At 64.4% G+C, this 14835-nt stretch carries 15 protein-coding genes and 1 pseudogene; 11 read left to right on the top strand and 5 right to left on the bottom strand.

Going from position 1 to position 14835, the window contains the following annotated elements; genetic code table 11:
- The first annotated feature begins 121 nt into the window (after nucleotides 1-121).
- The 7 genes and pseudogenes from LAQ74_RS04975 to LAQ74_RS04945 all read left to right on the top strand — a co-directional run bounded on the left by LAQ74_RS04975 (nucleotide 122) and on the right by LAQ74_RS04945 (nucleotide 7223).
- On the top strand, nucleotides 122-1312 hold the full coding sequence (locus LAQ74_RS04975) for a redox-regulated ATPase YchF (protein WP_224335665.1): 1191 nt from the start codon (nucleotides 122-124) through the stop codon (nucleotides 1310-1312).
- Nucleotides 1313-1408: 96 nt separating this feature from the next.
- Nucleotides 1409-1552: pseudogene (locus tag LAQ74_RS20575) on the top strand (ArsR family transcriptional regulator); the annotation flags it as partial.
- 229 nt (nucleotides 1553-1781) lie between these two features.
- The gene (locus LAQ74_RS04965; RefSeq protein ID WP_224335663.1) at nucleotides 1782-2066 is read left to right on the top strand and encodes a DUF7521 family protein; all 285 of its coding nucleotides are present in this window, start codon (nucleotides 1782-1784) and stop codon (nucleotides 2064-2066) included.
- 159 nt (nucleotides 2067-2225) lie between these two features.
- Nucleotides 2226-2741, top strand: coding sequence for a TspO/MBR family protein (locus tag LAQ74_RS04960; RefSeq protein ID WP_224335661.1), 516 nt, complete (start codon nucleotides 2226-2228; stop codon nucleotides 2739-2741).
- Nucleotides 2742-3358: 617 nt separating this feature from the next.
- Complete coding sequence (locus LAQ74_RS04955) at nucleotides 3359-4123, top strand: HFX_2341 family transcriptional regulator domain-containing protein (RefSeq protein WP_224335660.1); 765 nt, start codon at nucleotides 3359-3361, stop codon at nucleotides 4121-4123.
- 400 nt (nucleotides 4124-4523) lie between these two features.
- On the top strand, nucleotides 4524-6176 hold the full coding sequence (locus tag LAQ74_RS04950; RefSeq protein ID WP_224335659.1) for an alkaline phosphatase family protein: 1653 nt from the start codon (nucleotides 4524-4526) through the stop codon (nucleotides 6174-6176).
- A gap of 3 nt (nucleotides 6177-6179) precedes the next feature.
- Nucleotides 6180-7223: a lipid II:glycine glycyltransferase FemX gene (locus LAQ74_RS04945; protein WP_224335658.1), complete on the top strand. Its 1044-nt coding sequence runs from the start codon at nucleotides 6180-6182 to the stop codon at nucleotides 7221-7223.
- A gap of 41 nt (nucleotides 7224-7264) precedes the next feature.
- Here the strand turns inward: LAQ74_RS04945 and LAQ74_RS04940 are convergent, their stop codons facing one another.
- Together LAQ74_RS04940 and LAQ74_RS04935 are read right to left on the bottom strand one after the other, a co-directional pair.
- Nucleotides 7265-8725: an arylsulfotransferase family protein gene (locus tag LAQ74_RS04940; RefSeq protein ID WP_224335657.1), complete on the bottom strand. Its 1461-nt coding sequence runs from the start codon at nucleotides 8723-8725 to the stop codon at nucleotides 7265-7267.
- A 194-nt stretch (nucleotides 8726-8919) separates the two neighbouring features.
- A complete protein-coding gene (locus LAQ74_RS04935; protein ID WP_224335655.1) occupies nucleotides 8920-9267 on the bottom strand; it encodes a four-helix bundle copper-binding protein in 348 nt (115 codons plus the stop codon).
- 400 nt (nucleotides 9268-9667) lie between these two features.
- On the opposite strand from LAQ74_RS04935, the gene LAQ74_RS04930 reads away from it, so the two are divergent.
- The gene (locus LAQ74_RS04930; protein ID WP_224335653.1) at nucleotides 9668-9997 is read left to right on the top strand and encodes a HalOD1 output domain-containing protein; all 330 of its coding nucleotides are present in this window, start codon (nucleotides 9668-9670) and stop codon (nucleotides 9995-9997) included.
- A gap of 102 nt (nucleotides 9998-10099) precedes the next feature.
- Here LAQ74_RS04930 and LAQ74_RS04925 read toward each other — a convergent pair whose 3' ends face one another.
- A complete protein-coding gene (locus tag LAQ74_RS04925; protein WP_224335651.1) occupies nucleotides 10100-11905 on the bottom strand; it encodes a thrombospondin type 3 repeat-containing protein in 1806 nt (601 codons plus the stop codon).
- A gap of 213 nt (nucleotides 11906-12118) precedes the next feature.
- On the opposite strand from LAQ74_RS04925, the gene LAQ74_RS04920 reads away from it, so the two are divergent.
- From LAQ74_RS04920 to LAQ74_RS04910, 3 genes are all read left to right on the top strand, one after another.
- Nucleotides 12119-12505: an SWIM zinc finger family protein gene (locus LAQ74_RS04920; protein WP_224335649.1), complete on the top strand. Its 387-nt coding sequence runs from the start codon at nucleotides 12119-12121 to the stop codon at nucleotides 12503-12505.
- Nucleotides 12506-12864: 359 nt separating this feature from the next.
- On the top strand, nucleotides 12865-13326 hold the full coding sequence (locus LAQ74_RS04915; RefSeq protein WP_224335648.1) for a DUF7344 domain-containing protein: 462 nt from the start codon (nucleotides 12865-12867) through the stop codon (nucleotides 13324-13326).
- 4 nt (nucleotides 13327-13330) lie between these two features.
- Complete coding sequence (locus LAQ74_RS04910) at nucleotides 13331-13753, top strand: HalOD1 output domain-containing protein (RefSeq protein WP_224335647.1); 423 nt, start codon at nucleotides 13331-13333, stop codon at nucleotides 13751-13753.
- Between the two features lie 179 nt (nucleotides 13754-13932).
- On the opposite strand, the gene LAQ74_RS04905 is transcribed toward LAQ74_RS04910, so the two are convergent.
- On the bottom strand, nucleotides 13933-14151 hold the full coding sequence (locus tag LAQ74_RS04905) for a DUF7120 family protein (RefSeq protein ID WP_224335643.1): 219 nt from the start codon (nucleotides 14149-14151) through the stop codon (nucleotides 13933-13935).
- An 83-nt stretch (nucleotides 14152-14234) separates the two neighbouring features.
- Nucleotides 14235-14582: a DUF7344 domain-containing protein gene (locus tag LAQ74_RS04900; protein WP_224335641.1), complete on the bottom strand. Its 348-nt coding sequence runs from the start codon at nucleotides 14580-14582 to the stop codon at nucleotides 14235-14237.
- Nucleotides 14583-14835: the final 253 nt, after the last annotated feature.

The following is a 14835-nucleotide window of genomic DNA, read 5'->3' as shown; positions in this document are numbered from 1 at the left end:
TCGGCGGCGCGGAGCGGAGGGCGGTCGGTGACGCGTTCTGCTCTTCGTGTATGTACGACAGTTTCACGCATACGCGACGCGGGTAGAACGGTTTTTGGGTGTCGCTCCGCCAGAACGACCAATGAGTTACAAAATCGGTCTAGTGGGGAAGCCCTCGGTGGGCAAATCCAGTTTCTTCAACGCGGCGACGATGAACGACGTACCGGAGGGCGCGTACCCCTTCACGACCATCGACCCGAGCATCGGCGAGGCGTACGTTCGCGTCGACTGTGCGGCCCCGGAGTTCGACGAGACGTGCACCCCCAACACGGGATTCTGTAGCCACGGCACCCGCTACGTGCCGGCGAAACTCGTCGACGTGGCCGGTCTCATCCCCGGCGCGCACGAGGGGAAAGGACTCGGCAATCAGTTTCTCACCGATCTCAACGAGGCGGACGTGCTCGTCCACGTCGTCGACTTCTCCGGCGAGACCGACATCGAGGGCGAGGCGACGGAGGGCCACGACCCCCGCGACGACATCGACTTCCTCGAAGACGAACTCGACATGTGGTACCTCGAAATCCTCGAAAAGGGTATCGAGCGCTACCAGGGCGGCTACGACGGCGACGAGAAGCACATCGAGGAGGACCTCGCCGAGCAGATGAGCGCGTTCAAGATCGACAAAGACCGGATGAAACAGGTCATCCTCGCGGAGGGTCTCGAACTCGACCCCAACACCTGGGACGACGGCGAGCGCGAGTCGCTGGCGCGCGAGATTCGCAAGCGGACGAAACCGATGGTCATCGCAGCGAACAAGATGGACAAACCCGTCGCGCAGGCGAACTACGAGGAGATAACCGCCGACCCCGACTACGACCACCTCACGTTCGTGCCCGCGAGCGCGCACGCGGAGAAAGCACTCAAGAACGCCGACGAGGCAGACGTCGTCGAGTACGACGCGGGCGATTCCTCCTTCGAAATCGTCGGCGACGTCTCCGAGGAACAGGAGGCGGGCCTCGAACAGATTCGGGAGTTCGTCGAGGCGTACGACGGAACCGGCGTACAAGCGGCGCTCGAATCGGCGCTGTTCGACGCGCTCGGCTGTATCGCCATCTTTCCCGGAAGCGCCAACGGCAAGAAGGACGAGAAGGGCGTCTTCCGCGACTGTTTCATCCTGCCCGAGCAGTCGACGACCGAGGACTTCGCCTACCGCCTCCACTCGGACATCGGCGACGGACTGCTCCACGGCGTCGACTGTCGGAGCGGTCGCCAGATCGGTTCGGGCCACGAGCTCGGTCACCGTGACGTCGTCGAAATCCTCACGACGAACTGAGCGGTTCGACGCGAGACGGCGAGGACCGAGTGAACTGGCTGGTCGACCACCTGTGAGCCGAACGAACTATCTTCCTACCGTCGAATTGTTTGCTCGATGGTGCGCAAGCAGCTGGAATCCGCTCGCACCGCCTCGCTTCAGGAGGTACTGGACGCCCTCGACGACCCCGACTGCCGGACCATCGTCCGGCAACTCGACGACGCCATGACCGCACGACAACTCTCCGACGCTTGCGACATCCCCCTGTCGACGACGTACCGCAAACTCGAACGGCTCACCGACGCGTCGCTGCTGGACGAACAGACCGAGATACGCAGCGACGGCCACCACACGACGCGATACTGGGTGTCGTTCCAGTCGGTCGAGATACGTCTCAACGAGCGCCGACGGTTCGAGGTGGGGATAACTCGGCGTCCGCAGTCCGCCGACGAGCGCCTCGCGGACCTCTGGTCGAAGTTCGGAGGGAGACGTGACCGACCCGACCACGCTGGGTCCGCTCGTCGTCGCGCTCAAGACGCTTACACTCGTGTTGGGTGGGCTCATCACCTACTTCGCGTACAAAGCGTACCGACGGACCGGGGCGGTGGCGCTCCGACTGCTCGCTATCGGGTTCGGCATCGTCACCCTCGGGTCGTTGCTCGCGGGTGTCGCCGACCAAGTGCTCGCGACCGGACAGATGTACGCACTCGTCGTCGAGAGCGGTCTCACCGCTGTCGGCTTCGCGGTCATCGTCTACTCGCTGTACGTCGACTGAGGGATGCGACGGATGCGTCTCGCCACCGACGCCGCCGCCGACATCGACGACGTCAGCCGATGACGTTCGACGGTCGATGATGTTCGACGGCTGTCCCGTCGGTATCACGCGGCGACAGTCGACGGAATCAGTTTGTTCTTCGAGAGTGTACCGGCGTCCATGGTTTTCGATACGGTGGCGTCCGCGCTCGACCTCTCCGCGGAGGATCGAGACGGTGTGGCGGCGTGCGTCGCGCTCTGCGAACTCGCCGGTATCGTCCCCGGCGTGTTGACTCGAAAGGAGATCACGAGTTGGTACGCCGAACTGGAGCGCCCGCAGTCGACGCCCCCGGGGTGGGCGTTCGCACCGATCTGGACGTTTTTGTACGTCACGATGGGCGTCGCGCTCTATCTGGTGTTCCGCGACAACGCCCGGTCAGTTCGCGGACGGCAGGCGCTGTGGGCGTTCGTCGCTCAGCTACTGCTCAACGCCTCCTGGACCCTGGTCTTCTTCGGCCGCCGGTCGATTTTCGGCGGACTGGTCGTCGTCGCGGGTCTCTGGCTGTCGCTTCTGACGACGCTCGTCGCGTTCGCTCGGGTGAACAAGCGCGCGGCGCTGCTACTCGTCCCGTGCTTCCTGTGGGTGAGTTTCGCGACACTACTGAACGCTCGACTCTGGCGACTGAACCGCTCGTAGAACTCGTGGCCGTCCTGTAGTCGACTCCGTTCTCGCTTTCGTCCGTCCCCGTCTTCGTTCTCGTCTCTCGACGCCGACCGACGAACTGCGCGTCGCGATGGCGGGTCGAACGAGACGAACGACGCGACGGAGGCGGCGGATACGGCGAGTACGACGAACGAATCGGATCCGACGAACACGACGGACGCGATTAGCGCGACTGACACAATTGTCACGACTGTCTCGTGTCAATATTGAATATACTCTCGCGGGATGGTGAATATGCACGTGTCCGACAGGCACGGTCCGACGGTCGGCGCCGCCGCACCCGCCTCTGATGCGGTCGGCGTCGGCCGCCGTGCCCGTCCCCGCCGACGCCCCTCCACGCTGCTCGTCGCAGCGCTTCGGACACGTGCCGGACCGCGGCGGCGACGTCGCCGGTCCGCCCCTCTCCGGGGGTTCGCGCGTCCGAGTCCGACGCGTAGGTCCCGCTGACGTTCGCCCCTCCACCCGGGTACAGTCCCCCGCTGGCGCCCGGTTTTTGTACGCCGACATCTCCATCGCCCCTGCCGACCCCCGTCGCGCAGTTTTCGCCGCCGCTTCCGAAGATTGATTACCTCGTTTCCGACACTCCGCACATGGACGGTATCCGCGACATGCGGTCGGTGCGTCGGGTGCAGATCGCACCCCTCGGCTACGAACGCGACCGCGTGTTCGTCCCCGCGACCGAACTCGACGCCGACCGCCTCTACCTCCTCGTCGACGCGGCCGCCGACTCGACGGTGACCTACCACGAGACCCTCCGCGACGACCTCGTGGATGCGGGCATCGAAATCGAAGAGCGAAAACTGCGCCTGCACGACGTCTACGACGTGATGGGGGTGACGACGACCATCGCGGCGAAACACGCCGACGACGAGGTGCTCGTCAACATCTCCAGTGGGACCAACGTCGCCGCCGTCGGCGCGGCCATCGCCTGCATGACGACCCACGCCGCCGCCTTCAGCGTCGAACCCGAGGCGTACGGTCACGACATCCGCGAAGCGCCGCTGACCCGCGGCGTCGTCGACATCGGCGAACTCCCCAACTACCCCATCGAGTCGCCGACGCGCGAACAGATAGCCGTCATGGGCTACGTCCGCGACCGAACCGATCGCGGCTACACGGTCCACAAGCGCGACCTCATAGAGTTCGCCGAACGCGAGGAACTGGCGTTTATGACCGACACACCGACGGAGAACCGACAGTCGAAGTACCGACGCCTCGACGCGCACGTCGTCGACCCGCTGGAGTCGAAGGGGTATCTCGACTGCCGGCGTGCGGGCCGTAGAACGCTTGTTTCGCTTACTGAAACCGGCGAGAGCGTCTATCGAGCGTTCGAGCACAAACTCACGTACGACTGAGTCACCGGTCGGTGACGACGGCGCGAATCGGAACGCTCACGACCGAAGCAGTCGCGGCGGTCGCCGATCTCCCGCCGAGACGGTCGTCAGTCTAATCGGGCGTTAGCCGGTGACGACCGGCTAAACGTACGATTACACCGGTGGGCAGACGACCGCTCGTGGAGACTGACCGTCGACGGCTGCCGTCTCAGACTCTGCCGCCTCGGCGCGTCCGTTCGCGTTGGCCGAATCGATCGGCGGTGTAGAAGGTATCCGATATCTAACAGTATCCTCCCGAATACACTACGCGAGACTGGGACGAGAAATATCGATTTTCCCCGTTGAACGCAAAATTTCAAGCGAGAACAATATTCAAGTTGCTTCATAACAAAGGGAGTATTTCGCCTCCAGAGTACCGAGGATGGTACGTAAATCAGAGACGGTACGAACGCTCCTCGTCGGCCTCGACGCCGCCTGTCTCCCCGTGCTCGACCCGCTCTTCGCCGACGGCGCGCTCCCGGCGCTCCGCTCGGTGTTTCGGGAGGGAACCGCCGGACCGCTGGACTCGCAGGTCCCGCCGTGGACGCCGAGCGCGTGGCCGTCGGTGTACACCGGTGTCAACCCGGGAAAGCACGGCGTGTTCGGCTTTCTCACGTTCGAGGGGTACGACTGGGACGTCGTCAACGCGTCTGACGTGAAGTCGCGGACGCTGTGGGAGTATCTCGACGAGTGCGGCCTGACGAGCGTCGTCGTCAACGCGCCGGTCACGCATCCGCCGCCGGAGATCGACGGCGCGGTCGTCCCCGGCTACGTCGGCCCCGAGGAGCCAGACTGTCACCCGGCGGGGCTGCTGGAGGAACTCCGCGATGAAATCGGCGCGTACCGAGTGTACGCCCCCGCCGACGGCGACGACTCGTTGCAGTCGCGAATCGAGACGTACCGCGAGTTGGTACGCATGCGCGGCGAGGCGTTTCGCTACCTCGCAGGGCGGTTCGGTCCCGATTTCGGCTTCGTCCAGTTCCAGCAGACCGACACCGTGTTCCACGAGTGTCCCGGCGACGAACGGGCGGTTCGAGCCGTCTACGAGGCGGTCGACCGCCAACTCGCCGAGATACTCGACGCCTGTGACCCCGATACCGTCGTCGTCGTGAGCGACCACGGCATCGGCGAGTACCACGGCGGCGAGGTGCGCGTGAACGAACGGTTGGCGAACTACGGCCTCCTCGAAACCCGCCGCGGCGGCGACGGAATGCCGTCGTGGAACCGTCTCGCGACCGAACGACTCCGCCGAAACGAACCCGTCGACGGGGACGGCGACGTCGACGGCCGCATCCGCAACCACGCGACGGCGCTCCTTTCTGCGCTGGCGGACGTCGGTCTGACGAGCCAACGACTCGGTCGCGTCCTCTCGCGGCTGGGTCTGGCGTCGTTCGTCCTCCGACGCGTTCCGTCGTCGATGGTTCAGGCTGCGAGCGAGCAGGTCGACTTCCCGGCGTCGACGGCGTACATGCGTTCGCGCATCGAACTCGGCGTGCGCGTCAATCTCGCCGGTCGCGAACCGGACGGCGTCGTCCCCGTGAGCGAGTACGAGGCGGTCCGCACTGCGCTCCTCGGCTGTCTCCGATCGGCGACGACCGACGACGGTGAGCCCGTGTTCGAGCGCGTCGCCCGGCGGGAGGCGTTCTTCGAGGGGCCGTACGTCGACGAGGCCCCGGACGTCGTCGTCGTGCCGACGAACTACGACCACTTCATCACCGCGAGACTCCGCGGTGAGGAGTTCGATCCCGACCCACAGGAATCGTGGAACCACAAGTTCGAGGGCGTCGTCGCTCTCGCGGGCGACGCTGTCGACGCGACTGCCCCGCTGGTCGGCGCGTCGGTGTTCGACATCGCTCCCACGGTGCTCTCGACGCTGGGCGTCCCGTACGACGAACGAATGGACGGCGCTCCGCTGGCTCCCGTGAAGGCCGTCGGGCCCCGGGCGTACCCGACGTACGAGGCGGAGACGAAACGGGCGACGGCCGACGGGACCGTCGAAGCACGACTCAGCGAACTCGGCTATCTCGAACGATAAACGATGGCACAATCGACCACTCCACCTACTGACCCGATAGAAAAACGCGGCGTCCGCGTCGGTCTCGCCACCGACGACGACCTCGAACGCTGGAACGACCTCGCCTCCCGGTCCCCGCACGGAACCGTCTACCACCGCCTCGAAGCGCTGGAGGTACAAGCCGCCCACGCCGGCGCGGAACTCTTCCCGCTCGTCGGCTACAAGGGTCAGGAACCGGTCTGCCTGTTTCCGGTGTTCTCGCTCTCGAAGGCGGGAATCCGCGGCGTCTTCTCGCCGCCGCCGGACCTCTGGGTGTCGTATCTCGGGCCGGCGCTTCTCAACTTCGAATCGCTCAAACAGCGACGTGCCGAGAAACGTCACCGTCGACTCGTCGAGGCGGCGTTGGGGTGGGTCGACGAGACGCTCGACCCGAGTTACATCCACTTCCGGACGGCCTGCGGCTACGACGACCCACGTCCGTTCGAGTGGAACGGTTTCGACGTGACGCCGCGGTACACCTACCACGTCGACCTCACGCCGGGACCGGACGCGCTGCTCGACTCGTTCAGCAGCGACGCCCGCCGGAACGTCCGCACCGACGCCGACTACACCGTCGACGTCGAGGGCGTCGACGCCATCGAGCGCATCGTCGAGCAGGTTCGTCGCCGCCACGAAGAACAGGGCGAGTCCTACGCCGTCACACCGGCGTTTGTCACCGATCTCCACCGTCGACTGCCCGACGGCTGCGTCCGCCCGTACGTGTTCCGCGCCGACGGCGAGTTCGTCAGCGGGATGGTGACGCTCGCGCACGGCGACACGGTCCACCGTTGGCAGGGCGGCGCGAAGACCGACCACGACCTGCCGGTGAACGACCTGCTCGACTGGCACATCATGCGGGACGCGATGGAGCGCGGGGAGACGACGTACAACCTCGTCGGCGCGAACAACCCCCGGCTCTGCGACTACAAGGCGAAGTTCGCCCCCGAGGTGGTTCAGTACCACAGCCTCGGGCGGCGAAACGCGGGACTGAAAGTGGCCGCGAAGTTCTACAAGCGGTTCATCCGGTGACGACGCTCGCCTGACCGTCAGTCGCCGTCGTGCTGCTTCCGTCAGTCGTTGTCCCGCGTCGTCGTCGTGCTGCTTCCGTCGGTCGTCGACCCGCTGCGGCGTCGCGAGACGAACCCGGCGACTTCGACGCCGACGAGTCCGACGAGTCCGACGGCGCCAACGAGAATGGCGAACAGTTCGGGAATCCCCATCCACGGCGGCGTGATGTACATTAGGCCGTTGAGATACTTCCCGGGAATCTCGTTCTTGAGACCGATCCAGAACTGCTCGTCTATCGAGGGGTCGCGGGAGCCGATGTCGGCGGACTGCGCGCTCGGACCGCCGGCGGACTCGTCGCCCGTGCCGAGGCGTTCGGACTCGTAGGGGAACGCGATGTTGACGCTCCAGACGATCTTACCCTGCTGGTTTACCTCGAAGACGCGGTTGCCGTTGGAGTCGGAGATGAGCGTGTTGCCGTTCGGCAGGCGGTCGGCGTCGCGCGGCCACTGCATCCGCGCGTCGCGCCACGTCCACGACTGCTCCCACTCGCCGTCCTCGCGCTGGTACTCGATGACGCGGTTGTTCTCGGAGTCGCCGATGATGACCGCCGGTCCGCCCTCCTCTTCGGGGATGTAGTCGGGGTTGTGCTGTTCGTTGAGGGTGTCGTAGTTGTCCTCCTCGCCGAGCGTCCAGTCCTCCTGGACGCCCTCACCGGGTTCGACGAAGATGACGCGGTCGAGGTTACGCGGACTCAGCATGAACCGGCCATCCTCCAACACCTCGACGTCGTTCATGTGCGTCCAGTCCTCGGCGTACGGCCCGCCGTCCTCCTCGGTGTCGTACTCGTCGCTGGCGTTCCACGTCCACGTGATCTCCTCGGTCTCGGTGTTCACGACGAACATCCGGTCGAAGAGGATGTCGGCGACGGCGTAGTGCGTCTCGTTGATGCGGTCGCCGTCGTGCCAGCGCGAGGAGTGTTTGCCGGGCGTCTCGGCGGAGTAGACCGTCTCGGTCTCGCCGGTCGTCAGGTTCACGCGCTCGATGCCGTTCTCCGTACAGGCGTTGACGCCGCTGTGCGCCTCGACGTACGTGTCCAGCGTCTCCTGGTCGACGCCGAGTTCGGAGGCGTCCCACTCGTCGGGACACTCGTCCGGTTCGAGGTGGTCGGCGTACAGATACTCGACCGTCGCGTCGGTCCCTTCGACGGGGTCGACGTCCCAGTACCGCGTGTGGGTGTCGTTGTAGTACAGCGTCGACCCGTTCGGGTTGAACGCGACCAGTTCGGCGCGCGCCCGCGGTCCGTCGGCGCTCTCGCCGCGCCAGGAGTTCGAGTCGGTGGCGACGACGGTGATGCCGTCGGACTCTGGTGCGATTTGGGCGCTCGGGTCGACGACGCTGTCACCGTCGAGGTTGCTCTCGAACGTGGACTCGGTCGCCGACGACGCGTATCCGAATCCGACCGCGAGTACGGAGAGTGTGATGAGGGCGACAAAGACAACTCGGAGACTAATCCGTCCGGCCATGGATAGGTCATCGGGGAGTGGTGATTTATCCGTTGTGCCCATTCTCTCCGACTGGGGATGGATTACGGCCGAGAACGCGTCTACTCGCGGACACGTCGGCGTTCCGTCTCCCGATTCAGAACGAAAAATAGTGTGGTTCGACCGCCTCGATTTCGGTGTCGACCGCAGTCGACACGTCGTCTTGCGCGCCGGTTCTACGCCGAGGCCATGTTCCGACAGGACTCCGCACAGTCGCGGAGCACGTCGGCGCACACCTGGCAGTGTTCGTGGTCGTGTTGGGCGCACTCGTCGGCGCACTCCTCGCAGGCGTCGGCACAGACGGCGGCGAGGTCGTCGCTGTACGACGAACTCCGCGCCATGAATCGTGCGTGCATCGACGCCACGTCGGCGACGTCCCGGCAGAGACGGATACACCGCTCCATCCCTTCGCCCTCGTCGATGCACTCGTCGGCGCACCACTCGCACGCCTGTGTGGCTTCGAGGCAGTTGTCGAGGCAGTCGCGCTGTTCGTCGGACAGATGTGTGATCTGTTGAAGCGCCATGCACAGTATGGTCAACGTCGACATTTTAGCCTGTTCTGCTTATGGGAACAACATCGCTGCCGGTTTCGACTTTCGCTCTTCCGCTCGTGCGCTCGCCGAACTTTCTCTTCCAAACCGGTACGGCGCGGACCGGTTGGATGGGTCACGCCACTGGGTCACGCCACGGGCGGGTCCGCTCTTCGCCTCGGTGTTTTCCACCTCGGCGTTCCGCTGCGCCGGTGTTCTCCACTCCAGTATTCTCAACTCTCGTGTTCTCCACTCCGGTGTCCCACCGCTCGACGCGTTTCGATTATACAGAAATGTTGATAAACCTGAACTATCAGCGAACGTGGTCACCACAACTGCTTAGGGCTACCACCGAGACTACCGTGTATGAGAGTATCTGGCGGTCCGTGATAACATGACTGATTACGCAGACGATCTCGGAGTCTCTTCGAACGGAGCAACCGAAGAGTCGTATCAGACGTTCTCCGCCGCCGGTGAATCGGTCAGCGAAGCAGTAGTCAGGGCCGTTGCGACGACGACCGACTGCGACCCCCTGGAACTCGACCAACTGTACGGCGTGGTCGACCCCGACGCCCTCGACGACCTGTTCACCGAGAGTACGACGGGGTCACCGCCAACGGAAGGACAGTTCATCTTCTCGTTCAGCGGCTGTGAAGTCATCGTCTCTCCCGAAACGGTCGCGGTACGACCGCTCCGCACCGGTGCGGACAACGTAGGCGACTGAGTTTCCGCATTCTACTGACCTCTCCTCTACGCTCACGAGTATGCGCGGACGCGAGACAACCAACTAAATCGACGCCGACGCGAGCGATTTCGACGACGCGAATCATACCGATACGAGCGACTTTAACGACGCGAACACCCGCGCGACCCAGAACGCCGCCGTCCCCGTCGGTTCGGTCGGGTCCGTCCCGGCCGCCACTTCCCGACCGTCGTCGTAGCCGTCGCCGTCGGTGTCGGCGTCGGTCGGGTCGGTCCCGAGGTCCCGTTCCTCGGCATCGGAGAGTCCGTCGTCGTCGGTGTCGATGTCGCCGTCGTTACTCTCGTCGTCACCGTCACTATCAGTGCCACCGCCGCCGTCACTCCCGTCGGTCTCCCCGCTGTCATCGGTCTCGTCGTTACTGTCGGTCTCTTCGTCGCTCTCGTCGTTCTCCGTGGGCGTCGACTCCGCTTCGACGTCGGCAGTAGTCGGGTCCGTCCCCTGTCGTCGTTCCTCGCCGTCGGGGATGCCGTCGCCGTCGGTGTCGGCGACGAACGGATGCGTCCCGGCCGCCCGCTCCTCGGCGTTCGTGAGGCCGTCGTCGTCGGGGTCGTCGCCCGGATACTGGGTGTAGGCGTGCGGTCGGTCCGAGACGTTCGGTGCCGCCGTCGACTGGACGTGTCGGTCGAGGTCGGCCGCCACCGACTCGTTTGAGACGTCGACGACTATCGCGCGGAACGTCTCGTAGTCGACGGTCCCGTCGTGGGCGTTCACCCGCTCGAACACCGTCGTCAGCGTCCGCTCGCCGTCGGTGGCGCCGTGAATCGACGCGTCGAGCGACGCCAGCGTACGTGTGCCCTTCCGGTAGGGCACGAGGGGACTCGACCAGTTCGACGGGGAGGAGAGCACGGCGTCGGCGTGCGCTTCGGTGCTCACCGTCGCCCGAAACCGCTCGAACGGAACGTCTCCCGACTGAAGGGGGAGATAGCTGGCGTAGTACTCGGCGCTCGCCTCACGGAACCACTCCATCTCGGGCGTCGTTCGGAACGACTGCCGCAGGTGGACGTACTCGTGGACCCAGACGTTCGCGCCGGCTTCGACCGAGGCGTCGTCGCGGACCCACGCCGTCTCGCCCCCCTCGAAGCTCAGTCCGCCGGCGGTCGTCCGGACGTGCGCCGAGGGAATCGCGAACAGGTACGCCCGGTCGTGGTCGCCCGCCGGCAACCGCTCGGCGGCCGATGAAACAGACGCGAGCACCGCTGACGGCTCCGACGCCATCGACGCCGCCTCGGGGACGACGAGCGTGACTCGCTCGCCGTCGACGCTGCGGTTGTACGTCTCCACCGGGCCGAGATACGCGAACGTCGGCGTCGCGTAGCCCGGCCCCTCGACACTTGTCGGCGTCGAGACACCCGTCGCTCCGGCGGTCGTGCCGCGGATGGAGGGGAGGAACCGACGCACGTCGACGGCGGCCCACGCCCCGGCGTCGACGCCCGCGCCGCGGTGGTCGAGGGTCGTCTCGCTCACCGAGCGCTCGAACGTCAGCGTCGGCCGCCGACTCTCGCCGGTCCACCGATAGACGCCGGGTTCGACCCGCTCGAACCCGTTCGCCTCGACGACGGTGACGTTCGAGGGCGCGTCGAACCGGAGTTCGAGCGCGGATGTCTCCTCGGCGAGGCGGTAGGTCACCTCGGCGGTCACCGTCCCGGAGTCCGAACCGTTCGAGAGGTGAACCCGTTGTTCGACGCCGACGCCGTCGACGGATGCCGCGGACGCCGCGTCCGCGGCGGACGTCCCGGCCACCGATTGGTGTGGTGCCGCGAGGGCGGCCTCCGGAGACGACGACCCCCCGGCGACGCCGACGCCGGCCGACGAGACGAGGAGAAGTGCCGCGAGGAGGGTGACGACGGTCCGTCGAATACGTCCGATCACGACCGTGATATCGGCGGATGTACACATCAGCGTTTTGTTGCCACCGCCCGGGACTGTCCCCGGCGGCAGTCGTAGTCGATTCGCGAGTTATCCGCGACCCGACCGGTTCGAAATCAGACGAAACGTCGATTTATGCCCGTGCGCCCCCTGAACCGAGTGCGAACCGATAGCCCCCAGAGCATCTCGCCTCGCCGAAACACACCAGGGCGACACATGACATCGACACCAGACACCTCCGACGCACCGACCGAACCGCCTTCGACGACCGTCGACGAACGCGACGTGCGCGCGCTCACCGAGACGATGTTCGTCGAAAGAGAGGCCCCCGACTTCTACCGCGTCCGGACCCAGGCCGGCCGCGAGTACGTCGTCGACACGCGCGAACCCGCCTGCACCTGCCCGGACTTCCAGTACCGCGACGTTCGCTGCAAACACGTCCGACGGGTGCAGTTCGAGGTCGGCGAACGCGACCCCGACTCCGTCGTCGACGACGTGCACACCGCACTCGACCACCTTGACGACCGACTGGCGGCGCTCGCGACCCGACGCGCCGAGTACGTCGGTCTCCTCGCGGCGCTCGAACGGTTCGACAGTCGCTGACTGCCGGTACTCACGCGCGAGTAGAGTGGGCCTGCCCGCTGCCGACGTTCATACGACGCCCTCTTGGCGGTTACTCAGATCCCGCAGATTGTAGAATGTGTGAGAATTCTACAATTTGTACACCACGTACAAATCGTGTTGGCGATCCCGTTGGAACCTTTGCGTACTGGCAGAATTCAGCTGCTGAACACGGAGAACGTGTGCAGCAGCGCGACACCGGCAGATATACTTCGTCTCTCCGAGGGGTTCTCTTCGGCAGTAGCTGAAGGCGGAACGGTTCCGAGACCCGTCTACATCGAATCCAGACACTCAAAATTGCCGAAATTGGACTTATGAGTGTGTGGAACACAGCGGGTGGCATGGTCGATGCTCCGGAGCGGCCTGACTCGACAGGTGGCCTGCAACGAAACGTCGAGGTCTTCATCAAGACTGCTCGCCCGCCACCGGCGGAGGTGCTGGAGCTGGAGTTCGTCTACGAGGCGCTCGCCCGTCCGAGACGACGCTATCTCTGCTACTCGCTCTTATCCAGTTCACGGTGGACGCCCACGGAGTTGGCCACGAAGCTCGTCGCCTGGGAGCGGGATATCCCCGAGGAGAACGTCGCTGAGTCCAACCGCGACGAGATGTACGTCTCGCTCTACCACACCCACGTCCCGAAGCTCGTCGAGTTGGACATCATCGAGTTCGAGGACGACGGTGACGAGGAAAATATCATCGCGGGCGAGAACGCCGTCCAGGTGCTCGCGGCTCTGCAGGGCGCCGGAGCGAGTCTCGACGCGTTACAGGAGACGCACGCACGGAGTGACTACGAACAGGAGTAACCCGATGGACGAGAAGCAATCGGATTCGAGTTCCAGAGACGACACCAACCAGCATAGCAATGAAACCATCTCCCCCACCGAAACGGTCGATACACTAACGCCGAGGGAATCATCCGACGAGGGATGGACCTTCGTGACACAAGCTCACTACGACCCGACCGAAGCCCGCGATCTGACCACGGTAATCATAACTGCAATCGCGGACGCCGAGGACGTCCCTATCGTCGACATCAGAGACCCGCCCCTCTACGAGGTCGTCGACGTCGAGGCCATCGAAAACGCCTTGTTTAGCCCTCCGGAGGCCAATCGGGATAACACGCACTCGACCGTGGGGTTCCGGTTCAACGAGTACGAGGTGAGTGTCGAGACCGACGGTTGGGTAACCGTTTACAGACGCTCCGGGAGCGCAGCGGCTGACGAAGAGTAACAGAGGCGCAGTTTCGATTCTAATCGGCGGAGCCGGTGAAGCGGATTTACCGCGGTGTGAAACGAGTCGCACCGGGAGGTTTTCGGTCAGAGCGGGTTCGGACGGAGAGTGTTCTCGAAATCACAGGCTACTCGGTGGCGGTCTGGACTCTCGAGACGGGCGCAAAACAGTCGTTCGAGTTATAGCTCTCCGCGCCGACCGTACCCCACTTCGGCATCGGCGGCGAACGGACTTCGCTCGACCTCGGGTTTCTTCTGGTCGACGACACCTCTGTAGGCGTCGAGTCCGGCGTTGAGCAGTTCCTCGATCGCTCGTTCTTCGTTGAGGAACTCCTCTTCGGTGAGACGGTCGAACTGTGCTTGCTTGTCGTTCGGGAGCGTGATTTCGATCTGCGCCACGTGCTCTACGTGAGCGCACCGACGGCGTTACGATTGCGCCATAAGAGATTGGGAAACCGTCAGCTCCGGAGATGGCTCGGCCATCAGAGACGGACCCCATCGATTTCGTCGGCGACATCGGTGACGACCCGCTCCTGCTCGTCGAAACAGAGAATATCCGCTTCGTCGAGTTTCGGCAGGTCGACGTGGTACAACGTGACTCGGAGTCGTTTTCGGACCGCCGCTTCGTCGGGGACCTCCTCGGGATTCTGTGCGACGACAGTATCGACGAGCGTGTCCAACGATATCGGCTGCGCACACGTTCGAATCGCTCGGACGATCTGCTGGCGTCGACCGCTGGCAAAGAGAGTCTGGAGTTGCCCGGTAGACAGCGACGGGACCGAACGACTATCGAGTTCAGCCGTGGATGAGTCGACAGGTCGGTCGTGCATCGACTGAACGGATGTATCGAACTATCATAGGTTGTTGGCCGAAAGAGATTGGCTTCGGTGTGACTGACATACTGTGATAGTGACACACGCATCCCAGCAATTATGCGTATCCAGACGCTAACCAGAGTAATGGTAGCCGAGTGTGAATGTAATCTGACGTTTCCACGCTCGGTTTCCCACGGCTACGCGCTCGATTTCTTCATTCTAGACGGGAGAACTCGCTCGCTGGCCGCCACAGACGACTGACACATCG

Source organism: Haloprofundus halobius, assembly GCF_020097835.1.
GTDB classification, from domain to species: domain Archaea; phylum Halobacteriota; class Halobacteria; order Halobacteriales; family Haloferacaceae; genus Haloprofundus; species Haloprofundus halobius.
The sequence above is the reverse complement of the archived record's forward strand: the minus strand, read 5'-3'. Positions and strand labels throughout refer to the sequence as shown.